General features: G+C 38.1%; 24 protein-coding genes and 1 pseudogene. 10 read left to right on the top strand and 15 right to left on the bottom strand.

Going from position 1 to position 25,807, the window contains the following annotated elements; all coding sequences use genetic code 11:
• Nucleotides 1–39: 39 nt before the first annotated feature.
• The 3 genes from pdxY to cadB form a co-directional block, all read right to left on the bottom strand.
• Nucleotides 40–909, bottom strand: coding sequence for a pyridoxal kinase PdxY (gene pdxY, locus BTO22_RS10210; RefSeq protein WP_105055374.1), 870 nt, complete (start codon nucleotides 907–909; stop codon nucleotides 40–42).
• Nucleotides 910–985: 76 nt separating this feature from the next.
• Complete coding sequence (locus BTO22_RS10215; protein ID WP_105055375.1) at nucleotides 986–3,124, bottom strand: lysine decarboxylase CadA; 2,139 nt, start codon at nucleotides 3,122–3,124, stop codon at nucleotides 986–988.
• Nucleotides 3,125–3,241: 117 nt separating this feature from the next.
• Nucleotides 3,242–4,576: a cadaverine/lysine antiporter gene (gene cadB, locus BTO22_RS10220; RefSeq protein WP_105055376.1), complete on the bottom strand. Its 1,335-nt coding sequence runs from the start codon at nucleotides 4,574–4,576 to the stop codon at nucleotides 3,242–3,244.
• A gap of 657 nt (nucleotides 4,577–5,233) precedes the next feature.
• Between cadB and BTO22_RS10225 the strand changes: the two genes are divergently transcribed.
• The gene (locus BTO22_RS10225; protein WP_105055377.1) at nucleotides 5,234–6,703 is read left to right on the top strand and encodes an alanine/glycine:cation symporter family protein; all 1,470 of its coding nucleotides are present in this window, start codon (nucleotides 5,234–5,236) and stop codon (nucleotides 6,701–6,703) included.
• 91 nt (nucleotides 6,704–6,794) lie between these two features.
• On the opposite strand, the gene cadC is transcribed toward BTO22_RS10225, so the two are convergent.
• Complete coding sequence (cadC, locus tag BTO22_RS10230) at nucleotides 6,795–8,423, bottom strand: lysine decarboxylation/transport transcriptional activator CadC (protein WP_105055378.1); 1,629 nt, start codon at nucleotides 8,421–8,423, stop codon at nucleotides 6,795–6,797.
• A 567-nt stretch (nucleotides 8,424–8,990) separates the two neighbouring features.
• On the opposite strand from cadC, the gene BTO22_RS10235 reads away from it, so the two are divergent.
• Nucleotides 8,991–9,413 carry a VOC family protein gene (locus tag BTO22_RS10235; RefSeq protein ID WP_105055379.1) on the top strand — a complete coding sequence of 141 codons (423 nt, stop codon included), beginning with the start codon at nucleotides 8,991–8,993 and terminating at the stop codon, nucleotides 9,411–9,413.
• Between the two features lie 81 nt (nucleotides 9,414–9,494).
• On the opposite strand, the gene BTO22_RS10240 is transcribed toward BTO22_RS10235, so the two are convergent.
• Together BTO22_RS10240 and BTO22_RS10245 are read right to left on the bottom strand one after the other, a co-directional pair.
• The gene (locus tag BTO22_RS10240; protein WP_105055380.1) at nucleotides 9,495–9,923 is read right to left on the bottom strand and encodes a YeeE/YedE family protein; all 429 of its coding nucleotides are present in this window, start codon (nucleotides 9,921–9,923) and stop codon (nucleotides 9,495–9,497) included.
• Between the two features lie 12 nt (nucleotides 9,924–9,935).
• Nucleotides 9,936–10,355 carry a YeeE/YedE family protein gene (locus tag BTO22_RS10245; RefSeq protein WP_105055381.1) on the bottom strand — a complete coding sequence of 140 codons (420 nt, stop codon included), beginning with the start codon at nucleotides 10,353–10,355 and terminating at the stop codon, nucleotides 9,936–9,938.
• Between the two features lie 52 nt (nucleotides 10,356–10,407).
• Here BTO22_RS10245 and BTO22_RS20410 point away from each other — a divergent pair.
• The 4 genes and pseudogenes from BTO22_RS20410 to BTO22_RS10260 form a co-directional block, all read left to right on the top strand.
• Nucleotides 10,408–10,473 (top strand): annotated as a pseudogene (locus tag BTO22_RS20410) (hypothetical protein); the annotation flags it as partial.
• A 189-nt stretch (nucleotides 10,474–10,662) separates the two neighbouring features.
• Entirely contained in the window at nucleotides 10,663–11,580 is a 918-nt protein-coding gene (locus tag BTO22_RS10250; protein ID WP_105055382.1) for a DMT family transporter, read from the top strand.
• A gap of 172 nt (nucleotides 11,581–11,752) precedes the next feature.
• Nucleotides 11,753–12,691, top strand: a complete 939-nt coding sequence (gene metA, locus BTO22_RS10255; RefSeq protein ID WP_105055383.1) for a homoserine O-acetyltransferase MetA — start codon at nucleotides 11,753–11,755, stop codon at nucleotides 12,689–12,691.
• A 254-nt stretch (nucleotides 12,692–12,945) separates the two neighbouring features.
• Entirely contained in the window at nucleotides 12,946–14,274 is a 1,329-nt protein-coding gene (locus tag BTO22_RS10260) for an anaerobic C4-dicarboxylate transporter (protein WP_105055591.1), read from the top strand.
• A 93-nt stretch (nucleotides 14,275–14,367) separates the two neighbouring features.
• On the opposite strand, the gene BTO22_RS10265 is transcribed toward BTO22_RS10260, so the two are convergent.
• Nucleotides 14,368–15,582, bottom strand: coding sequence for a NupC/NupG family nucleoside CNT transporter (locus BTO22_RS10265; protein ID WP_105055384.1), 1,215 nt, complete (start codon nucleotides 15,580–15,582; stop codon nucleotides 14,368–14,370).
• Between the two features lie 433 nt (nucleotides 15,583–16,015).
• Here BTO22_RS10265 and BTO22_RS10270 point away from each other — a divergent pair, with 433 nt between their 5' ends.
• From BTO22_RS10270 to BTO22_RS10285, 4 genes are all read left to right on the top strand, one after another.
• Entirely contained in the window at nucleotides 16,016–16,576 is a 561-nt protein-coding gene (locus tag BTO22_RS10270) for a DUF2301 domain-containing membrane protein (RefSeq protein WP_105055385.1), read from the top strand.
• A 127-nt stretch (nucleotides 16,577–16,703) separates the two neighbouring features.
• Nucleotides 16,704–18,401 carry an ABC transporter permease gene (locus tag BTO22_RS10275; RefSeq protein WP_258132563.1) on the top strand — a complete coding sequence of 566 codons (1,698 nt, stop codon included), beginning with the start codon at nucleotides 16,704–16,706 and terminating at the stop codon, nucleotides 18,399–18,401.
• Entirely contained in the window at nucleotides 18,361–19,008 is a 648-nt protein-coding gene (locus BTO22_RS10280; RefSeq protein ID WP_105055387.1) for an ATP-binding cassette domain-containing protein, read from the top strand. Before BTO22_RS10275 ends, BTO22_RS10280 begins: the two co-directional genes overlap by 41 nt.
• Nucleotides 19,001–19,624 carry a CDP-alcohol phosphatidyltransferase family protein gene (locus BTO22_RS10285; RefSeq protein ID WP_105055388.1) on the top strand — a complete coding sequence of 208 codons (624 nt, stop codon included), beginning with the start codon at nucleotides 19,001–19,003 and terminating at the stop codon, nucleotides 19,622–19,624. Before BTO22_RS10280 ends, BTO22_RS10285 begins: the two co-directional genes overlap by 8 nt.
• Nucleotides 19,625–19,707: 83 nt before the next feature.
• Here BTO22_RS10285 and rpoS read toward each other — a convergent pair whose 3' ends face one another.
• From rpoS to ftsB, 8 genes are read right to left on the bottom strand one after another with little or no spacing between them, the layout of a single operon-like run.
• Entirely contained in the window at nucleotides 19,708–20,670 is a 963-nt protein-coding gene (rpoS, locus tag BTO22_RS10290; protein WP_105055389.1) for an RNA polymerase sigma factor RpoS, read from the bottom strand.
• A 55-nt stretch (nucleotides 20,671–20,725) separates the two neighbouring features.
• Nucleotides 20,726–21,730 carry a peptidoglycan DD-metalloendopeptidase family protein gene (locus tag BTO22_RS10295; protein WP_105055390.1) on the bottom strand — a complete coding sequence of 335 codons (1,005 nt, stop codon included), beginning with the start codon at nucleotides 21,728–21,730 and terminating at the stop codon, nucleotides 20,726–20,728.
• 5 nt (nucleotides 21,731–21,735) lie between these two features.
• The gene (locus tag BTO22_RS10300) at nucleotides 21,736–22,362 is read right to left on the bottom strand and encodes a protein-L-isoaspartate(D-aspartate) O-methyltransferase (RefSeq protein ID WP_105055391.1); all 627 of its coding nucleotides are present in this window, start codon (nucleotides 22,360–22,362) and stop codon (nucleotides 21,736–21,738) included.
• Nucleotides 22,362–23,135, bottom strand: a complete 774-nt coding sequence (surE, locus tag BTO22_RS10305) for a 5'/3'-nucleotidase SurE (RefSeq protein WP_105055392.1) — start codon at nucleotides 23,133–23,135, stop codon at nucleotides 22,362–22,364. Before surE ends, BTO22_RS10300 begins: the two co-directional genes overlap by 1 nt.
• Before the next feature lie 19 nt (nucleotides 23,136–23,154).
• Nucleotides 23,155–24,201: a tRNA pseudouridine(13) synthase TruD gene (truD, locus tag BTO22_RS10310; protein ID WP_105055393.1), complete on the bottom strand. Its 1,047-nt coding sequence runs from the start codon at nucleotides 24,199–24,201 to the stop codon at nucleotides 23,155–23,157.
• A 15-nt stretch (nucleotides 24,202–24,216) separates the two neighbouring features.
• Nucleotides 24,217–24,693, bottom strand: a complete 477-nt coding sequence (gene ispF / locus BTO22_RS10315) for a 2-C-methyl-D-erythritol 2,4-cyclodiphosphate synthase (RefSeq protein WP_060991750.1) — start codon at nucleotides 24,691–24,693, stop codon at nucleotides 24,217–24,219.
• Nucleotides 24,693–25,403: a 2-C-methyl-D-erythritol 4-phosphate cytidylyltransferase gene (ispD, locus tag BTO22_RS10320; protein WP_105055394.1), complete on the bottom strand. Its 711-nt coding sequence runs from the start codon at nucleotides 25,401–25,403 to the stop codon at nucleotides 24,693–24,695. The genes ispF and ispD overlap by 1 nt, the downstream gene beginning before the upstream one ends.
• A gap of 3 nt (nucleotides 25,404–25,406) precedes the next feature.
• On the bottom strand, nucleotides 25,407–25,691 hold the full coding sequence (gene ftsB / locus BTO22_RS10325) for a cell division protein FtsB (protein WP_105055395.1): 285 nt from the start codon (nucleotides 25,689–25,691) through the stop codon (nucleotides 25,407–25,409).
• Nucleotides 25,692–25,807 lie beyond the last annotated feature (116 nt).

Below are 25,807 nucleotides of genomic sequence, written 5' to 3' on the forward strand. Positions count from 1 at the left end.
CATTTTATCTATTAAATATCAAGTTCAGTATTAACCGAATTACGCAACTTTTTCAGCTTTTTCGATAATGTCAGGTGTATTAAAACATTCTTGTGATGCGATAAGTTGCAGTTCATACGATCCACGATTGAAGGTTTCTTGCATTACCGAATCAACCGCAGCATTAGTACGTTCAAACGCATCAATTGCAGAGTAACCCGCCATTAAGTTGGCAAGCATTACACCACTGATTAAATCCCCTGCCCCTACTGGCTGACGCTTAGCATCAAAGTCATATAAAGGACGAGAAACGTGGTAGCTACCTTCTTTGGTGGTTAATAGCATTTCAAAGCGATCTTTTTTAATACCCGCACGACTTAAGTGTTTTACCACTACCATCTTAACGCCTTGCTCAAGCAGTTGATTATTCGCTTCAATCACTTGCTCTAAAGTGTTAATTGTCATGCCAGATAAACTTTCTAATTCAAGTAAGTTAGGCGCAATAATATCTGCTGATGCGAGTGCAGACTCTTTAAAAAAAGTAGTCACTTCTGGTGCAACAATACAGCCTTTCTCAGGATGCCCCATCACTGGATCACAAAAGTAAATTGCGTTTGGATTGTCTTGTTTTATTTTCTGAACCGCTGTGATGATCTCTTGACCTTGCGCTGCTGATCCTAAGTAACCACTTAACACCGCATCACAAACATGAGTTGCTTCAATCGCTGATAGACCATCAACCAATTCTGAAATATGGCCAGCAGGCATCGCAATGCCTTTCCAGCCTTGTTGATATTGTGTGTGATTTGAAAACTGTACCGTATTAATAGGCCATACTTCCATTCCCATTCTTCGCATTGGAAAAACCGCAGCACTGTTGCCTGCGCAACCAAATACCACATGAGACTGAATGGAAAGAATACGTTTCATAACATCACCATAATTTTAAATAGAGTAAGGGCTTCCGTGCCCTAAAATAAACGATATTCCTTCAAAACCCTAGGCCTTAATCTTCTTTTAGAACTTTCACTGTGTAACTGCCATCTTTTTGAGCATATACACCGTGAATATCAGTTTCAAAACCTGGGTAATGTGCACCGATAGCACATAACATTTCTAAGAAATCAAGTACTGGACGAGACTCTGTTGTTACCATTTCACCAGGAAGAACTAGTGGAACGCCTGGAGGATAAGGAAGGATCATATTGGCACTGACGCGACCAACCATTTCTTCCAGTTTCACTTCTTCCACATTACCGCGTAGCTCTTCTTGCCATGCTGCGTGTGGGGTTACTTTAAGCTCAGGTAATACATCAAACGCTTTAAACATTAGTTCTGGTAAACGGTATTGACGAGTTAGATCGTGAATACCTTGTGCCAGTTCTTGAATACGCATACCTTCGTAAAAGCTTGGATCTTCGTTGTACAGTGAAGGAAGGAAGTTTTTCACTGTTAAGTTTAGATCAAAGCCACGTTTAAAGTCAGTTAGCGCACGTAGCAATTGCATTGCTTTTGATTTATCAATACCGATAGAGAATAGGAACAATAGGTTATATGGACCTGTTTTCTCTACTACGATACCGTGTTCATCTAAGTATTTAGCAACAATTGATGCAGGAATACCTGTATCGCTCATTTCGCTATTTTCGTTCATTCCTGGAGTTAATAGCGTGACTTTGATTGGATCAAGGTACATGTGATCATCATCAATATCCTTGAAGCCGTGCCATGAATCTTTAGGATCCAGTTTCCAACATTCTGTTGTATCGATGTTTTCAGGTTGCCATACATCGAAGAACCAGCTATCACTTTCGCCTTGTAGACGTTTGATCTCTTTACGGAAACGAATCGCACGATCAATTGAATCTTGAATTAGTTTCTTACCAGTATTACCACGCATCATTGCCGCAGCGGTTTCAGTTGATGCAACAATACCGTATTGAGGTGATGTTGATGTGTGCATCATAAACGCTTCGTTAAATGACTCTTTATCAAACTCCCCTTTTACATGGATCATTGATGCTTGAGAGAACGCAGCCAATAATTTATGAGTTGATTGTGTTTCATAGAACACTTTACCCGGCATCGCTTCACCACTCATACCACATTTACCTTCGTAAATAGAGTTGAAGTTAGTGTAAGGAACCCAAGCACTGTCAAAGTGAATGAACTTAGTTTCTAGCGTTTCTTTGATGTATTGAGTGTTGTACAACAGACCATCATAAGTAGAGTTAGTAATAACCGCATAACCTGGCATTGTTGCGTTTGGTGTTGCTGCTACTTTTTGCTCAATCACTTCACGAGTGAATTCACTTTGTGGGATGCCACCTAAAATACCGTAAGCGTTACGCGTTGGACGGAAGTAGATAGGTGTTACATCACTCATCATCATCATATGAGTCAGAGATTTATGACAGTTACGGTCAACAAGTACTGTGCTGCCTGCTGGTGCAGAGAACATACCTACAATCTTGTTTGATGTAGAAGTACCGTTAGTTACGATGTAAGAGCTGTCGGCATTAAAGGTACGAGCGATGTACTCTTCAGCTTCTTTATGAGGACCTGAGTGATCAAGTAATGAACCCAGTTCAGGCATTGAGATTGATACGTCGGCTTTAAATGCGTTTGGACCGTAGAAATCATAGAAGATACTGCCTGCAGGACTTTTTTGGAAAGCCGTACCGCCCATGTGACCCGGAGTACAGAACGTATATTTACCTTCTTCAACGTATTTAAATAATGCCTTAGTAAAAGGAGGCATTATTTGATCTTTATATTCTTCAGTCGCTTGATTAATTTTCAAAGCGATATCATCAGCCATATCTAGAGCATATTCGAAGAAGTGTAAATTTAGACGTAAATCAGTTAGTGAAATATCTAATGTTGAATGTTGGTTTGCAAATGCATACAAAGGCAATTTTTCATTCAAGGTATTAATTTCAGTGCATAGGTCTAGTGAGTATTTATCCCAGTCAAATAGCACACCACAAATACGTGGGTTCATTTCGATCATTTTGTATAAATCTTGCGCGTCTACTGGGTAAACAACTTTGTAGCCTGCTTTTTCTAAAGAAGCATGTAATTCGCGTACTGGCTCTTCTTTAAAGAAAACACCTGAGTGATTTAGGATAGCAAAAATATTCATTTTATATCTCCAAGACGAAACAAGGCGCTCCCCATCTTTTTGATGGTGAGGTAGTGGAGCGCCTGAGGGTAAAATTATTAAGTAGGTAGCGTTAAGTGTTTACGCTATCGAGTGACATTAATGGGCAGCAGCTTCAGTGCTTACGTGTTGCTCTGATTGTTTCAGGCCCACTTTTTTTGCGTAGAACATAAGGATAACAAGTGACACGATAAAGGTTGCAGTCAGTGTTGCGCCTTCTGCACCAGCAAGTGCAATCATACAGAACACACAAGCAATACCAGAGAAGAACATGGTGAAGCCGCTGCGTGTTGTCATACCTTCGAATCGAATTAAGTTAATGCTTGAATAGAAGTAAGGAAGCATTGTTAGTAGTACGGCATCAGTCGTTAACTGGTTAAATAAGTCAGCAGTATGTGCAGATTGAGAACTGAAGACGGTTAATACAACCATTAACGCTGTCATTTTTAACGAGGCAAGTACAAGACCTTTTTTCGCAACACCGTTTTTATCAGTCTCACCGTAGATTTTAGGGAAGTTACCATCGTGAGCGGCACGTTTACCAGCTTCACCAACTAACATCATCCAAGAACCCAGCGATGTGAAACATGCTAGGGCTGTAAATGCCGCAACAAATGGAGCCGACCAGCCTCCGAAGATCTCAGTGGTTGCTAGAGCAAATGGCGCGCCTGATGCCGCGACTTCTGCTGCTGGAAACATGCCGCTGATCACTTGAGTTGATAGGATATAAATCACACCCGCAATCGCAGTACCAAGCATTGTTGCTAGAGGAACGGTGCGTTTTGGATTTTTAACCATACCAGATGATACCGCTGCTGATTCAACACCAACGAATGACCATAGACAGATAAGAACCGCACTAATTACAGCATGATTATTTGTACCTGAAGATACATTCCAGTTTTGAGTATATAAAGCAGGATCGAAATGAGTCCAACCTACTACACCAGTACCAACAACAGGGATAAGGATAAGACCTAAGCCTAAAGTACAAAGACGACTTACCCAGCTACCACCTAGTAAGTTAACTAGAGTAAATAACCATACTGATGCAATCGTCGCGGCAGCTGCCGGGATAGGGTCATTCAAAGCAGGGAAGAAAACAGATAAATAAGAAACACCAGTAATGGCGATTGCTAAGTTACCAATCCAGTTTGCGTGATAGTAAAGAACACCAGTTTGGAAACCAAACACAGGTGATACTTCACCAGCATAAGCAATTGGGCCACCTTCTTGCGGATTCTTAGTTGCCAAGCGGGCAAAAACAAACGCCAAACTTAATGCACCCACTAAACAGATGATCCAACTAAAGATGGATACTGAGCCGACTGCCGCTAATGAAGAAGGTAATAGTGCGATACCACTCCCCATCATGTTGCCGGCAACAACACCCGTACAGGCAATTAAGCCAATTTTTTTTGTATTCGATTCCATAACATCTCCAGGAATTATCGAATGGACCATTTTTAGCCCGTCATACGAAATTATTTATTTAAGGGGGCAAGATGTTATTTGGATAGGTCATGCAAACTCTATCGGAGTAAATAAACAACATCTTGCTCGAATGTTGAGATGAAGATTACGCCCAAAGAATCTAAAAAAAATAAGGATAAAATTATCAATAAAATAATGATAAAAAAATAAGGAAAGAGACTGAAAAAAGATAAGGATAAAAATAAAAAACACTACACTTTCAATAGATTAAAGTGATCAATTTAGATTTAACGGGGAAAACATAAAAAATATAAATTTATCAATATCATTAAAATAAGGAAGAGATAAAAAAGTTTATCTCTTCATGATATTCAAAATATCTATTCATTATGCTGATTAAAACTAAGAGACTTAAAAGATAAAAAATGGAAACTAAAATTTGTAAACCTTTATGTCCATACGTAAAAAAAATACGACATATTGTTTCATTATTATTGACTATCCAAAGCTGACTGAACTATATTAATCGCCGCAAATCCTTAACAAACGATATTTTATACAACTTTACAACAAAGTTACTTATATTTCTTAAAGATTGGCGCTTCGTTATCCATTATTTAAGAAAAGTAAATTAACGATTAATAATAAGGAAATTTCATGACAAACACAGATTCAACGCTCATTGAGTTAATGAACGAGGCGTTAATGTCCGTTATTGGCACGATCAATGGCCTTCTTTGGGGACAAGTCCTCGTTTATCTTCTTGTTGGTGTGGGTGTTTACTTCACCCTACGTCTTGGCTTCATTCAACTTCGCCAACTTGGGCATTCAATTAAAATCTTACGCAGCGGCCAAGAAATCGAAAATGGCATCAGCTCTTATCAAGTATTTTGTACCTCTATGGCAGCTCGAGTGGGAACGGGTAACATGGCAGGTGTGGCTGTTGCATTAACTGTTGGTGGCCCTGGCGCTATCTTTTGGATGTGGATTATTGCTCTATTTGGTATGGCCACAGCATTTATCGAATCAACACTCGCTCAAGTCTACAAAGTAAAAGACGTTGATGGTCAATACCGTGGTGGTCCAGCTTACTACATGGAAAAAGGTCTGGGTCAGCGTTGGATGGGAACTCTTTTCTCTATCTTCTTAATTATTGCTTTTGGCTTAGTGTTTAACGCGGTTCAAGCAAACACAATTACTGATGCGTTAAACCACTCATTTGGTTTTGATAAAACTATTATGGGCATGGTGATTGTTGCTGTTTCTGCTTTCTTCATTATGGGTGGTTTACGTCGTGTAGCTAACGCATCATCAAAAATAGTTCCTGTAATGGCAATTGGTTACCTTGCTATTGCCTTAATTATTGTTGTAATGAACATTACTGAAGTTCCTGCCGTATTAACACTTATCGTTAAAAGTGCATTCGGTTGGCAAGAAGCGGCAGCGGGTGGTGTTGCATACACTATCGCTCAAGCAATGCAATCAGGTATCGCTCGTGGTCTTTTCTCGAACGAAGCGGGGATGGGTTCTGCGGCTAATATCGCAGCAAGTGCTACACCAAACCCTAACCACCCTGCATCACAAGGTTTTGTGCAAATGCTAGGTGTGTTTGTTGATACGCTAGTTATTTGTACTGCTTCTGCGGCAATGATTATGCTTTCAGGCGTAATGGACCAACCTGATGCAGCTACAGGTATCAGTCTTCTTCAACAAGCGCTAACCAATGAGTTAGGCGGTTGGACAAGCTACTTTATGGCACTGGCTATTCTTCTGTTCTGTTTCACCTCAATCATTGCAAACTACAGCTACGCTGAAACGAACGTAATGTTCTTAAACGGCAACTCTAAGAAAGGTCTGTTTGGTTTCCGTTTGTGTGTTCTAGCTATGGTTATGTTTGGTTCAGTAGCTTCACTACCTGTTGTGTGGAACCTAGCTGATGCCTCTATGGGTATGATGGCATTAATCAACATTATTGCATTAATCCTTCTTTCTAAGCTGGCTATCAAAATCATTAAAGATTACGAAGTTCAACTTAAAGCGGGTAAAACACCAGAGTTTGACCGTACTAAATTTCCAGAACTTGATGACTTAGACGGTGCATGGCACCCAAAGAAAAAGAAAGCATAGATATTTTCTCTAGCTAATTATTTCTTAGCCACAAACTAAAAAAAACCCGTCGAACTAATGCTCGACGGGCTTTTTATTAATTACTGCTGATTTACATTAATCGAATTTCACTCGGGGTTACCGCTTTATACATGAAATAAGCGACTGTTTCTAAGTCACTATAAAAAGCTATATTTTCACTTAACATGTACGTTTCTAATGATGTATCCATAAAAAATGCTCGACTATAAGCATCACCAGCCTGATCTAAATTACCATTCAATTCCGCAAGTTTTCCTTGAAGAATATAAGAAAGAGTCGATTCTCTTCTCTCAAAAGCAAGATCCAGATATTGCTGCGCTTTTTCTTTTTCATCTTGTTTAATGGCATTCATCGCTAATGCTTCATAAATACGTGTCGGTAATACCTTATCCATGTTATTCGTATAAGAAGTAACGAGCTCCTCACTTAATTTCTCTGTTTTTAACGTATTATCCGTTAATTCCAGTTCAGGATTTAATGCAGAAAAGGCATTATAAGCAATATATAACTCAGCCAAAATGTAAGCATTGTCAGGTTCTTGCTCTGATATTTTCTCCAATAATCGAATACCTTGTTCAAATCGCTTAGGATCCGGTTGATTAATATAATGATTTGCCTGAACCAGCATCTCAAGTAACCCTTTTTCTTTAGGTAAACCAAGCATTAAAATATCAATTTGTTCTTCAGAGACTGAAACACCAAGTGCTCTCATTAGATCCAAAGAGGATTGACGCAATACATGCTCTAAATTTGCATTCGTCATTCTATATTGACGGCTAAAAAGAACCTTATTTGAAGTATTACTACGATACTCAATATCTAAATAGGTTTTACTCTGTTGCTCTTCTACCCGAACATTAACTACTTTTCCCGGTAATATCCCTGTAGTAAATGCTGTTTTATCTAACTGCACACGGTACTCTCCTACGCTAGCGAGATCTGACATTAATTTTTGGCTGATCCCATCAGCTAAAAATTCAGTATCATCTTTTTGATTTCTGCTTTCACTGTAAGTGAATTGGATCAGGTCAATATCAATGGCTTTCGTAATATGAGTCGCGGATTGCTGATATGCTGTAGACACAATCACAGCAATTAATATACAGACGAGAAAAGCATCAAAGGCGAGTAACTTCCATCGATGAAAAAAATTAAAACCTGAGCCTTGTTTCTTTTTCTCTTTCTCTACATCTTTAGATATCGTCGCTATTGCTCGTGTTAATGGCCCAGATGGAAAAGAAAGATCTGGCTTTACATCTTCCCCTTTATTATCAATCATTTGATTACAATCATTTTGTGGTTTTAATTCAGAATTAGCCGAAGGTGTTGCTGATACAAAACGATCAGAAGGCTTCCAGAATTCAGTGTCCTCAAGATTCACTAACTTGGTCTCTGCCACCAACTTGTAACCACGTTTTGGCACTGTCACAAGATATCTTGCGTTATCTAATCGACCGTCTCTTAAAATCTTGCGTAACTCAAAAATGGATTGTGTGACTACTTGGTCTGTAACAAATGCGCCATCCCAAACGTGTTGAATAAGCTCATCACGACAAAAAACCTCACCTGAATGCTGAGCAAGAAAACGTAATAAATTGACTAAACGTGGCTCAACAGAGACTTCCCTATCTTGGCGATATAATTTATTTTCCTCAATGACAAGAGTCCAGTCATTAATTTGAAAACATAATCCGACCATAAGATACTCATTAGTGTTAAATCGTTATTAATATAAATAGTCTATACATCTCAAAAAATAAAGATTCACGATTAATTAAAATACTATTTATAAAAGAGGTAGGGATTATAAATAAACTATGTATTCGTGGATATATCATTCCCTTCTCAAAAATGGAATCTTAGGATCCAACAAGAAACGCCCTATAAGCAGCATCAAAGAAATGCTGCATACTATTGATATATAAATACTAAACATAAAAACAAGATAGAATTGATAACATAAAATCATCATTTTCAGCATGAACAATCTCATTTTTAATATTAATGGAACGTTCTGATTATGAACGCAACATAAATAGAATATAAACAGATCAAGTTTTATCAATTCATAACCTTAAATAAAGCATGGACAATAAAGATAAATAAAACCTAAAACTACAAATAATATATCCATCATTAAGTTTTTATATTAAACATATCTGATTATATAAATAGTTCATTGTGCCTTAAATTAATGATTGACCTAATCTTAACTTGAGGTTTTAAAGTGTGCATAACTTAAGCAATAAATAGACAAGGAGTCACCATGACACAATTTGAACACGCAAATATCACCGTTCCAAATATTGATGCTGCTCTCGCTTTTCTTCTAAATGCAGCACCTGATTTTCGAATAAAAGCAGATCAAACGCCTGAAAATAGCTATCGATGGGTTCATGTTGGAAATGAGAGTTGTTACTTTGCTCTGCAAGAACCAAACGATCCCTTAACAGCAAAAGACACACGTAGGCCATACCAAAACATTTCGATTAATCATATTGGTATGATCGTTGACGATTTAGATAATATCCAGCTCAAACTACTCGCGTTAGGCTATGAACAAAATGGTAACATTACCCAAGAAAAACATGGACGCCGAATCTACTTTTACGATAAATCCGGTTTTGAATGGGAGCTAATTGAGTACGATACTAAAAATCTAAGTGATCGTTATAACTACACTAACTAACCTCTATATTTGCTAACCAAATATAAAAAGGCGCTCATTTTTATTATGAACGCCTTGTTTTACAAATGAACTGCTATGATTTTATTTTCGCAGGCTCACTTTATGTGTAATAGCTAACCCTGCCATCATGGCAATGAAGAAAACAATGACATCCATATTACCTAAAGCAAGACTAGATACTGCAGGCCCTGGACATACACCAGCAATCCCCCAACCTAAACCAAAAATAGCAGCACCAATAACTAATCGTTTATCTATTTGAGTATTGGTTGATAAACAAAATTCTTCTGCATTTATTGGTTTCTCTTTAGATTTTATCAGTAAAAAATACGCAGGCATAAAGATGAGTAATGCACCGCCCATCACAAACATTAAGCTTGGATCCCATAGCCCTGTAATATCAAGAAAGCCAGTCACTTTTTGAGGATCCGCCATACCAGATATCACCATACCTGTACCAAATAAAAGCCCTGAAAATAACGAAACGATACGAAATAATAAAGTAGTCATAATCTGCCTTATTTAAAGAAGATGGAGGCGAATAAAGACAGTAATCGCCGCAACACACATAAAGATAGCTGTCGCCGTTATAGAACGTATCGACAACCGTCCAATACCACAAATTCCATGACCACTTGTACAACCGTTACCTAATCTTGTTCCAATGCCTACGAGTATTCCTGCAATAATTAGCAATCCGGTTGTCGTTGAATATTCACTTGGCACTTCTGCACCGAGAAAATAAGTTCCAATCACACCACCACAGATCATTCCAACAATGAATAATACACGCCATACATAATCCTGATTCTTAGGCATGATCACACCAGTTAATACACCACTGATCCCTGCTATTTTACCATTGAGTAAAAGCAGTAAAGTCGCCGATACACCTAACAGCATACCGCCAAATAAGGACTCCCATGGAATTACTATCCCCATTACAAACCTCTACCTTCATTGATAATTAAAAGATAAGCATACTAAAAACAGTACATTAGTCAATAGTTATTTAGAATTAGCTAATTTAACAAATACAAATTTAGAAAGAGCTAATTAAACAAGGGGTAAAAATAACATATAGAAATCGTAAAGCAGTAATAAGAGAAAAATTTTCTATAAAAAGACAATTATAAGATTCAAATGAGTAAGTTATCCTCCGGTGAAGCACGTATATTCCACTTTCATCTTGTTGCGATAGCACACATAAAAAATAGATACATATTAATAATATATAATGGAAATACATATGGATAAGAAATACCTTTCTCTGCTTCTTTTTTGCTCGGTGTGCTTCATCTGGGGAACGACATGGCTTGCTATGGAAATCGCGGTAGAGAGTATCCCACCAATTTTTTCGACGGCTTTACGTTTTTTAATTGCCTCTCCAATTCTGATTTTACTCTCAAAAATATTTAACCAACCGCTGTTCTTTCCCAAAGGAAAAAATAAATGGATGGTTATTGTCGCCGTTTTCTATTTCGCAATCCCATTTACATTAATGATTGCTGGTGAGATGTATATATCTTCAGGTTTAGCGTCTATCATTTTTGCTAACATGCCTATTGCAGTGATGATCACATCAACCCTATTTTTAGGGCTTAGACTATCACCACACCAGTTTGCTGGCTTATTTATTTCGGTAGCAAGTTTGTATCTCATCTTATCGAATGAATTGAGTATTGGAGGTAATAATTTATTAATCGGTTCAGGAGCATTGGCTTTAGCCGTCATTATTCATGCAATCATGTATGTCATGGTTCAGAAACACTGCAAAGATATTCAAGTAATTACTTACAACGCTATCCCTAGCTTTATTGCTTCATTACTACTATTTATCACTTCATTTGCATTTGAAAATATTACGGTACAAGCATTTTCACCATCATCGCTGATTGCCGTCGCCTATTTAGGTGTCTTTGCTAGCGTTGGTGGCATTGTTGCTTATTTCAAATTAGGTCAGCTTTCAACACCATTTGCGGCTTCAATCTGCTTCTTAATTTTTCCATTAGTCGCTTTAAGCCTATCGGCACTTACCTCTGGCACTGTGATTTCAGATCAATCATTAATGATGTTGTTTCCACTACTTAGCGGTATTTTACTGGCTAAGCTTCCACGAAATAAACTCTCATTAAATTTATTTAAAATGCGTTATAAGTCAGCGTAGTTGTATCAAAGAAGAGTTCTTTACACTCAGTAAAAACGCTCTCTCCTTATTAAAGAAAGAGAAAAGGGCACATTGGTGCCCTTTCTTGTATCGACACTCTATTCATAATAAGGTAGTTTAGGTGTATAGACGTATAGAATGCTACAGATTAAAAATAACTTAAGGATAAGTTGTGCCGATAAAAATACCAGACCAACTCCCCGCCGCTGAAGTATTGCGTGAAGAAAACATTTTCATCATGCAAGAATCCCGTGCCACGACACAGGCCATTCGTCCTCTTAAAGTCATTATCCTAAATTTAATGCCAAAGAAGATTGAAACAGAAACTCAATTTTTGCGCTTACTGTCTAATAGCCCACTACAAGTAGATGTTGAGCTATTACGAATTGATAACCGCACCAGTAAAAATACACCTACAGAACATTTAGATACTTTCTATCGCCAATTTGAAGGTATTAGAAACCGCAATTTTGATGGATTAATTATTACAGGGGCACCGCTAGGTTTAGTCCAGTTTGAAGATGTGATTTATTGGGATCACTTACAAACGATTATGACATGGGCAAAAGATCATGTGACTTCAAGTTTATATGTCTGTTGGGCTGCACAAGCAGGATTAAAGTTACTTTATGACTTACCAAAACGTACTCGTAAAGAAAAATTATCCGGTGTGTATAAGCATGATAACCTTGAACAACACCATCCTATTTTACGTGGTTTTGATGATCAATTTTTAGCACCTCACTCTCGTTACGCTGATTTCTCAGCCAAATATTTGAGCGAACATACTGACTTAGATATTCTAGCAACGTCTGAACAAGCAGGTGTCTACTTAGCCTCAACCAAAGACAAACGAAATGTTTTTGTAACAGGTCACCCTGAATACGACTCTTTCACTCTACATAATGAATACATTCGTGATTTAGGTGAAGGTATGGAACCAACTATTCCAGTAAATTACTATCCTAATGACAACCCAGAGATCTCGCCAAAAGCAACGTGGCGCAGTCATGGCCATTTACTGTTTTCTAATTGGCTAAACTACTGTGTTTACCAACAAACACCATACGATCTTGACCATTTCTCAGAACAAAACTTCACTCGAGATTAATCTAATTTTGGGTATTAGCTCTTAGTTAATACCCAAACCCCAACATATGATAGCTAATACAATCCGATAGATAGCGCCCATTTTTTCTTTTTTTGATAAAAAATGACCTTTCATTTAATTCAGATCAACCAAGCCTCTATTTATAAAACCAACAACAATCTAAATGAGAACTCGCTCAATTAAACCCCATGAAATATAAGGTATTAATGTCTGTAGTTAATTTTAATTATAATTGCATTAATGCAGGTGGTTCTATGTTGTATTTTGAATTTCTCTTTTTGTTACTCGTACTCTATATCGGGTCTCGATTTGGTGGGATAGGCTTAGGGGTCGTCTCTGGAATTGGTTTAGTTATTGAAGTCTTTATCTTCAAAATGCCTCCAACCTCTCCTCCCGTCACCGTAATGTTAATCATTTTAGCCGTTGTTACTTGTGCCTCTATATTAGAAGCCGCAGGTGGTTTGAAATACATGCTACAAGTGGCTGAACGGATCTTAAGAAAGAACCCTAAACGCGTTACCATCATTGCACCATTTGTTACTTATGCAATGACATTTCTACTAGGTACAGGCCATGCAGTGTATTCAATTATGCCAATCATTGGTGATGTGGCACTAAAAAATGGTATCCGCCCCGAGCGTCCAATGGCAGCGGCATCTGTCGCTTCTCAAATTGCAATTACGGCTTCTCCACTTTCAGCTGCAGTAGTTTACTATCTTGCACAATTAGTCGATATTGACGCATCAATTACCTTAATGTCGATTTTAATGGTAACTGTGCCTTCTACCTTGTTTGGTACATTAATGTTGGCACTTTACAGCTTGCGTCGTGGTAAAGAACTGGAAGATGATGAAGAATACCAAGCACGCTTAAAAGATCCTGCTTGGCGTGAAAAAATCTTAAATACAACATCAACCTCTTTAGATGAACAACTACCAACTAAAGCACGTAATGCGGTACTTATCTTCCTAGGGGCAATTGTTTCTATTGTCGTTATCGCGATGTGGCCAGAAGTAAGAACTATCACTGAAGGTGGCGCTCCGATCAAAATGTCTGTTGTGATCCAAATGATGATGTTAGCGTTTGGTGGTGTGATTCTATTAGCGACGAAAACTGATCCTCGTGACGTGCCTAATGGTGTGGTATTTAAATCAGGTATGGTGGCAGCGATAGCTATCTTCGGTATCGCTTGGATGTCTGATACTTACTTCCAATATGCGATGCCTCAATTTAGGGCGGGCATTGTCGATATGGTGACACTTCACCCATGGACATTTGCTTTGGCACTATTCATTGTATCGGTAGTTGTAAACTCTCAAGCAGCAACGGCTCGTATGATGCTACCTGTTGGTCTGGCTTTAGGGTTAGAGCCAGCCTTAGTAATTGGTTTAATGCCTGCCGTTTATGGTTACTTCTTTATTCCAAATTACCCATCAGACATTGCAACAGTTAACTTTGATAACTCAGGAACCACCAAGATTGGTAAGTACTACTTTAACCATTCATTTATGTCTGTCGGTTTAATCGGAGTCATTTCTGCCTGTATGGTTGGTTATGTATTAGGCCAAATTGTCATCGGCTAATTTGACCTCATATTTTTAAACGCTAAATAAACAAAAGCCCATGCGTATTTTCATACAGCATGGGCTTTTTATTTTTAACTTGAAGTTAAATGATTACAACGACAAGCTAAAGAATAATCCCGCTAAACATGCACTCATAAGGTTTGCTAACGTACCTGCCAGTACCGCTTTAAAACCCATATTTGCAACTTCAGCACGACGCTCTGGTGCCATAACACCAATTGAGCCTAACTGAACCGCGATAGAACTTACGTTCGCAAAACCACATAGTGCAAATGTGATAATCACTTGACTGTATGCTGATAGTTGATCTTTATGTTGAACAAAATCAATAAATGCAACGAACTCGTTCAATATTACTTTTTGACCGATATAAGAACCAGCCATCACCATTTCAGCTTTTGGAATACCAATAATCCAAGCTACTGGTGCAAACAAGTAACCAAAAACAGTTTGTAATGTTACGCCAGCAAAACCAAACCATTCAGCAACCATTTCTAAGCCGCTGTTTAGCATAGCAATCACACTAACAAATGCGATCAACATAGTACCTACCGCTACTGCGATTTTCATACCATTCATTGCACCACTTGCTAATGCATCAATAACGTTACTTTGTTCACTTCTATCAATAGTTAATTCATGTTGATCAACTGGCGTTTCTTGTTCTGGGACTAAAATCTTAGCCATCAATAAACTGCCTGGTGCAGCCATAAAGCTTGCTGCAATTAAATATTTAAGCTCAACACCTAAACCTGCATAACCACCAAGTACACTACCTGCAACCGATGCCATACCACCCGCCATTACTGCAAACAATTCTGAGCGAGTCATTTGAGGTAAGAATGGACGAATAAGTAGAGGAGATTCACCTTGAGATAAAAAGATATTACCAGTAGCAACTAATGACTCAACTTTACTTGTACCCAGGAATTTTTGAATTGCACCACCTAAAACAGCAATGACTTTTTGCATGATGCCTAAATAATATAAAGCAGAAATTAAAGCACTAAAGAAGATGATGATTGGTAGGACACGAATTGCGAAGATAAAACCATTTGAAGCTAAGTCACCGAATAAAAATGCAATACCTTCATCCGCAAAACCTAATAAACTAGAAACCCCACTACTAAGAGCTGCTAGCGCTGCTTGTCCCCAAGGAAAATAAAGAACAAGAGCAGCGAAAGAGAGTTGTAAAAAAAGAGCTCTTAGAACGGTTTTCCAATTGATAGCTGAACGCTTCTCTGAAAATACCCATGCACAAAAGATAAGCGCACACATGCCTATAAGGCTAAATAAAATGGTCATAATAATGCCTATTTAATAGATTGAGGTAAAGGTGAAGAAACGAAAGGACTCGCCATAGAGGATGACGATAAAGGTATAAAGTAGTTACTCCAAGAGGAAGGAATAACATTATATAAAAAGATGTTCATTTGGGTTCCTTTACAAGCTGTTTAACAGTAGCTGGTCCTAATCCTTGGGGTCATTCACTGTTCCATGTGACGGCTTGTATTGGGGGAAGGAGTATACATAGCGCAGATTTAAAATCATCTTTTATGTGATACAAATCACTAATTTTTACTTCCTAGAAAAATATTGACAGCAAATAATTACAAACATGAAAAGTAACCCCTTACGAGCAACATTAAAATTAAACATTTACAACGAAATTCACACAATAAACATTCACTAAGCATGCTAAAGTTAATAATAGAATATCTACCTTGAGTACTTAAATATGGCAAATACAGAACATATTGAGATATTAGATTCTCTAGATAAAATCAGCGTTATTACCTACCGATTGGGCATTACGTTATTTTCTCTAACTCTATTTCTAAGTAGCCTTGCTATTACCGATGATATTTCGTTGGTATTAATTGATGGCTCATTAAAAGAATTTACTTTTATAACTCTTGCTCTTTCCGCCGCAATGAGTGCTGCAAATTTACATGTTTATGATAAGAAAATAAGAATGCTCATTACCTGGTCAGCTTGGATAGGATTAGTACTATTAAGCTTATTAGATGACAGCCGTTTCTTTTGGCTTCCTGTTGGGTTTATTTTTGTTACTTTTTCTGGCATAGCCTTAAAGGAATCATTCTGTTTTAAAGTGATGGGATTAAGGCTTGTACCATTTCTATTATGTATCGCTACACTGATGTTAGCGATGGAGGTATGGCTTATTGCATTAATATGCTTAGCTCTATCTGGTGTGATTTTTCTTTTTTTAGCCATTCAGAAATGGAGAATGCCTCTTCATTTTGATATTGGTAATAAAGGGAATTATCAAAACTAGCACCTCACTAAAAATGAACTAATTAGTTTACTTTTTGTCTTATTCAATACATTATCAGTGATAGTACATAATCTTATTTCACTACTATTCGCTTATTTTTAATTAAGGTATTACTAACAAGACCATGATATTACCATTTTTTTATATTTTACTTATCATGGTTTGCATTCTTCCGCTCCTTCCTGGGATGCTCGGAATTTTAAGTGCATCTTTAAGCTATATGCCCCCAATTGGTCTAGATACCTTATCTTTCAATGGATATATATCTGTCTTTGAATGGAGTGGTATTTGGCACTCCATCTCCTTAACAATAAGCAGTGCCTTTATCAGTACGCTTATCTCTTGTTTGATTACTTTTATAATTCTACAAAGTACATGGCAATTATCTGTTTGGAAAAAAATAGAACCTTTACTATCTCCACTTCTTGCTATGCCTCATGTCGCTTTTGCTATTGGGTTCGCTTTTCTCTTTTCACCAACAGGAATAGTTGCAAGACTACTTAACCCTGTCGGAGATTTTAATTTTCCCGTAATTATTAATGACGCCATTAATGTCGGACTTATTTTAGTTTTGATTATTAAAGAAGTGCCTTTTCTTCTTTTAATGAGCATTTCTATTATGCAACAACTCAATGTCGATCAAACGGCAAAAATAGCAGCAAGCCTAGGGTATCAACGTCACCAAATATGGTGGAAATGTATATTTCCACAATGGCTTAAAAAAATACGATTTCCGCTATTAGCGGTGATTGCCTATAGCGTATCAGTGGTTGATGTAAGCTTAATTATAGGGGCAACTAACCCACCAACATTTGCAGTATTAGTGTGGCAATGGTTTAGTGATCCTGATATTCAATTACAGCCTAGAGCAGGTGCAGGGGCTATCATACTCCTTGTTATTTGCTTTTTACTCATAGCTTTTCATCGTTTTCTAGAGTGGGGAATTACAACCTACTGTCGTCACTGGCAAATATCTGGACGCATGGGACTTCGCCTCCCTGGCTTAGCTTTTTTTACTGCTGGTGCAAGTATCGTCGCTCTATCATTACCTGTAATGGTACTTTGGAGTGTTGCACAACGTTGGCGCTTCCCAGATCTCTTACCAAGCACATTTACTTTTCGTTTTTGGAATAGTGAATGGGGAACTCTACTGCCAGTTATTACAGACAGCGTTATTATCGCAATTATCTCTGCCACAATAGCTCTTGCCTTTGCCTTACTTGGGCATGAGTTTAAAATTAAATACAAATGGCATATTCCTTCTCTATTAATCGCTATTCCAATGTTAGTCCCTCAACTCTCATTATTATTTGGTCTTCAGGTCAGTGCACTCTATTTCTCGAGTGATTCTTATTGGTTTTGGGTTATTTGGGCGCATGTGTTTTTTTCTTTCCCTTATATATTTCTCGCATTAGATGGGCCATGGCGCAGTTTTGATCAACGACTGACCCAAACAGGGTTAAGTCTTGGAAAATCACCATGGCATTGCTGGATAAAAATAAAACTGCCTTTATTATTGCCCGCAATGTTATATGCATGGGCTATAGGCATAAGTGTTAGCCTCGCACAATATTTACCAACACAAATGCTAGGAGCAGGCCGAATAATGACATTAACGACAGAAGCCGTCGCTCTTTCAAGCGGATTTGATCGTCGAATTACTGCACTCTATGGGTTATGGCAGGCACTATTGCCATTTATTTTCTTCAGCTTGACGATCTTCATTGGTCGATTCTATTCTTATCGTCCTCATCTAAACCTAACAACAAGGAAAGTGGCGGGTAATGAGCCTATCAATACAAAATCTCAGCATTCTCACTCATAACGGCACGCCTTTACTAAGTAATTGTTCTCTATCTGTCAATAAAGGAGAAATACTTAGTGTTATGGGACCAAGTGGTTGTGGTAAATCGACCTTATTAAACGTGATTGCAGGCCATTTAAGCGGTGACTTTAACTATTCAGGTAGCATTGAAGTTAACAATAAAACAATTAATAAAATCGCTTCTCACGAACGAAAAGTCGGGATTTTATTTCAAGAGGATCTTCTTTTTCCTCATTTATGTATTTGGGAAAACCTTGCCTTTGCATTACCAGATAAAATAAAAGGATCTCAACGTAAGGTTGATGCAATCAATGCGCTTAAAAATGTTCAATTAGACTCATTAGCCAATGTATTTCCAGACCAAATATCTGGTGGGCAACGTGCTAGGATCAGTTTAGTTAGAATGTTATTAGCTAAACCTGATGTCGCTTTATTGGATGAACCTTTTAGTAAGCTAGATAAAGCATTGCGCATTCAGTTTCGAGATTGGGTCTTTGAACAATTAATAGAAGCCAACATTCCAACACTACTAGTAACTCATGATATTGACGATATTCCAAAAGAGAGCCAAACATTCCTTTGGCCTATGGAGATAAACCATGCTTGATAAATTCAGCATTCAAATAATAAAAAAGCCCCTATCAATAGCGGCAACTGGCTTACATAAATTAGGGGTAACAGCGAATCAAACGACCCTATTTGGTTTTGCTTTAGGGCTTTTAGCTTTTCCTGCATTACTATTTCAAGAATATAATATCGCACTGGTTTTTATTTTGTTAAATCGGATTTGCGATGGCTTAGATGGGGCTTTAGCTCGAATCACAGGAATAACAGATTCTGGTGGTTTTTTAGATATCAGTCTGGATTTTCTTTTTTACTCCCTTATTCCATTTGGTTTTATTCTGGCCAATCCAGAGCAGAATGCCATTGCAGGTGCGTTATTAATATTTTCTTTCATAGGGACAGGAAGTAGTTTTTTGGCTTTTGCAATCATGGCTGGAAAACGAAATATCGATAATCCCGTCTATAAAAACAAATCTCTCTACTACATGAGCGGCTTAACCGAGGGAACTGAAACCATTGGTTGCTTTGTTTTATTTTGCTTATTCCCTACTCACTTTATCATCATTGCATATGTATATTCGACTTTATGTTGGATAACCACATTTAACCGAATTTGGTCAGGATTTCATACTTTACAAGAAAATGAAAAACGAGATTAAACGACGTTATTAAAAGAAAAGCCCCAACACTTATATTGCTGGGGCTTTATTATTTATTACGCTGAGTTATTTCTATGAGGTAATTAATACTCTTCAACTGCAAATAAGGTTTCCATGTTCAATCCTTGCTGCGTCATTATCTCTCTTAAACGTCGTAATCCTTCTACTTGAATTTGTCTTACTCGCTCACGTGTTAATCCAATCTCTTTACCTACTTGCTCTAACGTTGCAGTTTCATATCCTAATAAACCAAAACGACGCGCAACGACTTCTTTTTGTTTTGGGTTAAGCTGACCAAGCCAACCAACCAAAGAGGCATTAATATCGTCTTTTTGAGTTTCTGACTCAGGATCTGCATGTTTAGTATCAGGTAAGATATCAAGCAGAGCTTTATCAGATTCACCAGCCACCATAGAATCAACAGAAGCGACTCGTTCATTTAAACGCAGCATACGACTTACATCACTCACTGGTTTATCAAGCTTTTCTGCAATTTCTTCAGGTGTTGGTTCATGATCAAGTTTTTGTGATAATTCACGAGCTGCACGTAAGTAAACATTCAGTTCTTTAACGACATGAATAGGCAAGCGGATAGTTCGAGTTTGATTCATGATGGCACGTTCAATGGTTTGACGTATCCACCAAGTAGCGTAGGTAGAAAAGCGAAATCCTCTCTCTGGATCAAATTTTTCAACCGCACGGATTAAGCCAAGATTACCCTCTTCAACTAAATCCAATAACGCAAGACCACGGTGATTATAACGACGAGCTATTTTCACTACCAATCGAAGATTACTTTCAATCATTCGAGATCGCGCGGCAACATCACCTTTTAAAGCTAAGCGGCTAAAGTAAACTTCTTCTTCAGCAGTTAGTAGTGGAGAAAAACCAATTTCACCTAAGTAAAGTTGCGTAGCATCCATTACCTTCTGTGAACTGGTGACCTCTAAACGTTCCGACTCATCAGCAGCAACAACGTCACTGTCATTTACTGTATCTAAATCGAACTCTTCAATTTCTTTAGTTACTGCATTGCTTTTACTCATAGCGCCTCCCCATGGCGAGCCAGCAAGACATTACAACTCAGCTATGTCATCCCTGTTACGGTAAATACCGTTGTGGATTTACCGATTTCCCTCTAAAGCGGATCTCAAAGTGCAAACGAACACTGCTCGTACTTGAGCTACCCATTGATGCAATTTTTTGTCCCGCGGTAATATTTTGACCTTCTTTAACAAACAGTGATTCATTATGAGCATAAGCACTTAAGTAATCGTCGTTATGTTTAATAATGATTAAATTACCATAACCTCTTAATGCATTACCTGCATATACCACTGTTCCTTTAGCGGTAGAGATGATGTCTTGGCCTCGTTGACCTGCGATATCTATCCCTTTATTTCCTTGATCTCCTGTTGAAAACTTAGCGATTATTCGCCCTTTTGTTGGCCATAACCAGGAACCTACCTTTTCCGATTTTTTTTCTACTGATTTAGGTTTAGATACTGGTTTTGGTTTAACTGCCGGTTTTGCTTTAGCAACTGGTTTCGACTTAGCAGTTGTTACCGGTTTGTTAGTTTTAACATACTCCTTCGATTTGGTGTTTTCAACCTTTTTTGTGCTTTGTTTTTGTACAGATGGTGATTTTGTGCTACTCGACACTGTTGGTGTAGCCTTGGTAACAGGTTTATTATTAGCCACTGGTACAACTGCTACAGCAGCAGTATTCGTGGTTTTAGAGGTGCTATTGTTACTAACTAAATAACCATCATCGCCATACGCAGGAGCGATATATTTAGGCCCCCATAATTTAAGCTTTTGACCTGGATGAATCACATAAGGTGCTTTTAATTCATTATGTGCGATCAATTCTTTAACATCTTTATTGGTTACATAAGAAATAAAATATAAAGTGTCACCTTTCTCAACTTGGTAGTAACTACCACGATAACTGCCACGCTCAGCGCCGCCATACGATGAAGAACTCTTATTTACACTAGATACAGGAGCAGGACGATGAGGCCCCATAGAGCAGCCTGAAAGTAATAGAATAAAAGTAGCGGCAATAAGCCACAAACGAGAAGGAGTCACGGTTATTTTTTTCATTATGATTATGCTAATTCACCTGCAATTAATGGGACGAAACGAACTTCTTCTATCGCCTCTGAATGAAATTCATCACCATGACGAATAATTCGAAGTAACTGCTGCTCTGTCTCCCCTACGGGTATAACCAACCTCCCACCATCTTTTAATTGCAATAATAGATCATCAGGAATGGATTCTGCGGCAGCGGTAACAATGATGGCATCAAATGGCGATTTACTGGCCCATCCTTTCCACCCATCAGCATGTTTTGTTGATATGTTATATATGTCTAATCGCTTCAATAATCGCTTTGCATTCCATTGAAGTGATTTAATTCGTTCAACTGAATTAACGTGATCTATCAATTGCGCTAATACTGCAGTTTGATAACCCGAACCGGTTCCTATTTCTAGAACATTAGACTCTCGCTGTAACATGAGTAGCTCAGTCATTTTAGCGACAATATAAGGCTGAGAGATCGTTTGTCCTTCACCAATAGGCAATGCATTGTTTTGATAGGCCTGATGAGCTAATGCCTCAGAAACAAAACGTTCACGCGGCAATAAACGAATAGCTGATAAAACCGCTTCGTCTTTGATGCCTTGTTGACGCAAAAATTGATCAAGTAATTCAGTTCGAGAATGAAGCATTAGTTAGTACTCTCAATTGATAGCCAATCGCTCATCATTGTTAATGAATCATGAGCGGTTAAATCAACTTGTAATGGCGTTACAGACACACAATTATGTTTAATTGCGTAGAAATCGGTACCTTGGCCTGCATCCTGCTTTTTCCCAGGAGGACCTAACCAATAAATAATTTCTCCGCGAGGATCAGTCTCTTTTATCATACTTTCAGAGTGGTGCCTTGCGCCTAATCGAGTGACTTCCCACTTAGTTATTTCAGAATACTCACAATCCGGCACATTAACATTCAACACCCTTTTGGTTGTTAGCGGATTCTTTAAATGTGTTTTTACTAATTCTAATGCAACTCGAGCTGCAGTATCAAAATGTGTGCGACCAACTAAAGACATTGCAATAGCGGGTAATCCAAGAAAATGCCCCTCTGTTGCAGCAGCAACCGTGCCTGAATATAAAGTATCGTCCCCTAAATTTGCGCCATGGTTTATACCAGCAATAATCAAATCAGGAAGATCATCTTTCATTAATTCATTCAATGCAAAATGCACGCAATCTGTTGGTGTCCCTTGCACTGAATGAATATTTGTTTCAATTTGACGAACTCGAAGTGGAGATTCAAGAGTTAATGAATTTGATGCACCAGAACGATTACGATCAGGAGCAACAATAGTAATATCCGCAATATCTGATAATACGACCGCGAGGGTATTTATCCCTTCAGCAAAGACACCATCATCATTACTTAACAATATGCGCAACTTATTCACTCTTATCTCCATTCCTTTCTTTAAAATTGAATTACTCGTATGTACGTTCTACTTCAATTTCTTGCAATAGCTCACGCATAATTACGGTTGCAAAACTGCCCGATGTTAAAGAGAAATTAAGCGTTAACGTATCACCTTCAGCTGACCAACTAAGATTCTCTGGGTGTAACTCAATAGCACGACGCTCATGGCGCATACGGTTACCACGGATCAAGGCCATTAAATCTGGTTCAGCATCAAGTTGTGGTTGCTCTAGAGTTAATGCAGTTTCACTTGTTGGTAATTGATTATCACCCGCTAATGCAGCACTAATTGACCAGTCACCATCTTGAACTTTTTGAACATTCTCTTCCGAGGTTACATTCTCATTAACCGTACGACCATTTTGATCAAGTAGAATATCACCATCAACAGGTTGAGTGAAGTAACCCTCTGTTATTCTTTGAGAAACAATATGATTGAAAATCCATGAACGAGCCGCTGATAAATAGAAGCTACGTTTTGTATTATCACGAGTGCGTACGTTTTCACGACCCCAACGACGAGCTTCTGTTACGTTATTGCCTTCATGACCAAAACGTTGAGAGCCAAAGTAATTAGGAACCCCTGATACTTTTACTTTGTCCAAGCGAGACAGAACATCATCCATATCCGTCACTTCAGTCGCTATTAACTGGAAGCTATTCCCTAGAAGATCACCTGGACGCAATTTTTTGTTATGGCGCGTCATTTCTAAAATTTCAACACCTGGGTGCGTCGCTTCAAACAAAGCAAATTTAAAGTGATCACTTTTTGGTAAATGAACACTCAACCATTGCTCTGTTATTGCATGACGGTCTTTAAGGCCCGCCCAACTAATATCTTTTGATTTTACACCACAAAACTTTGCTAGCTCGTTTGCTACATACTTAGTGTTTTCACCCGTTTTACGGATCTTAACCATTAAGTGTTCACCCTTTCCTGTGAACGTAAAACCTAATACTTCTTTAACGATAAAATGCTCAGGTAATTGTTTTAATTTACCTGTAGCCACTGGCTTTCCGTATAACCACGAAAAATTAGACATAATGTCTGACATAGAATGTATCTCTAATTAAGATGCGTTAACTAACAGCACTACTGCTTCACAAGCAATGCCTTCTTTTCTTCCTGTAAAACCGAGACGTTCGGACGTTGTCGCTTTTACATTAACATTACCAAGTTCTGTTTCTAAATCTTCTGCAATTGCTGCGCACATTGCTTGAATATGTGGTGCCATTTTAGGAGCTTGTGCAATAATAGTGACGTCAGCATTACCTAAAACTAATCCTTTTTCTTTTACACGACGGTAGACATCACGCAATAAAGCTCTGCTGTCTGCACCTTTCCATTTATCATCAGTATCAGGAAAATGACGACCAATATCCCCCTCAGCAATCGCTCCAAGTAGAGCATCACTCAATGCATGCAATGCGACATCGCCATCAGAGTGCGCTATCAAACCTTGCTCATAAGGAACACTGACACCACCAATAATGACAGGGCCTTCACCACCAAATTTATGTACATCAAATCCGTGTCCAATTCTCATTATTTGGTTTCCTTTTTCATTTTTTTAAGATAAAACTCAGCCAAATCAAGATCTTCTGGCTGGGTGATCTTTAGGTTATCGGCACGACCTTGAACCAATTTAGGTTGATATCCCATTAATTCAATCGCTGACGATTCATCAGTGATTAAGAATGACTTCTCTAATCCTGTTTTTAAGGCTGTATATAAAAGATCTGTGGTAAAAAGTTGAGGTGTTAATGCATGCCATAGCACACTACGATCAATGGTTGTATCAATCTTATTTTCAGGTGTCGCTTGCTTCATAGTGTCTCGGACAGGAGAAGCAAGAATCCCCCCCACATGATGGGGTACTACTTCTTCAATCAGTTTTTCAATATCAGTATGACGGATACAAGGACGAGCGGCATCATGAACCATGCTCCATTCACTCAGCTGATTATTTTTTACATAAGTTAATCCAGAAAGTACAGAATCGGCTCGCTCTGCCCCACCAGAAACTCGAATAACCCGTTTATCTTTAGCTATCGCTAATTCACCAAAATACGGGTCAGTATCACTAACTGCAACAATGACAGTATCAATTAAAGGGTAAGACAGTAATTGTTCAAGCGTGTGCTCTAAGACCGTTTTTCCATTCAATAATAAATATTGCTTAGGACGATCTGCTTTCATACGACTGCCGACACCAGCAGCAGGAACGATAGCAGTAATAGAAGGTAAAGAGATCATGACTTATTCTTCACTATTTTCATCAATGATTCGATAAAATGTTTCACCTTTTTTTATCATTCCCAACTCATGTCGAGCACGCTCTTCAATTGCTTCTGAGCCTTTTTTCAAATCATCGATTTCAGCAAACATTTGTTCATTTCGATTGCGTAAACCTTGATTGACCTCTTCTTGCAATGTGACATCGTTTGAGACCTGTGCGTAATCTGACATCCCATTTTTTCCAAACCATAAGGTATATTGAAGCCAACCTAATGTGACCAATAATAAAATGGCAAATGTACGCATAGTTACTCCGAAAATTGACAATGATAAAAAGCTACCCTTAACTATATCAACCCCTCATTAGAACTTCACTAGCTGTCTAGCTGAAATAAAAAAAACCGCCTCAAATGAGACGGTTT

It is taken from the genome of Aliivibrio sifiae (assembly GCF_002954705.1).
Classification (GTDB): Bacteria; Pseudomonadota; Gammaproteobacteria; order Enterobacterales; family Vibrionaceae; genus Aliivibrio; species Aliivibrio sifiae_A.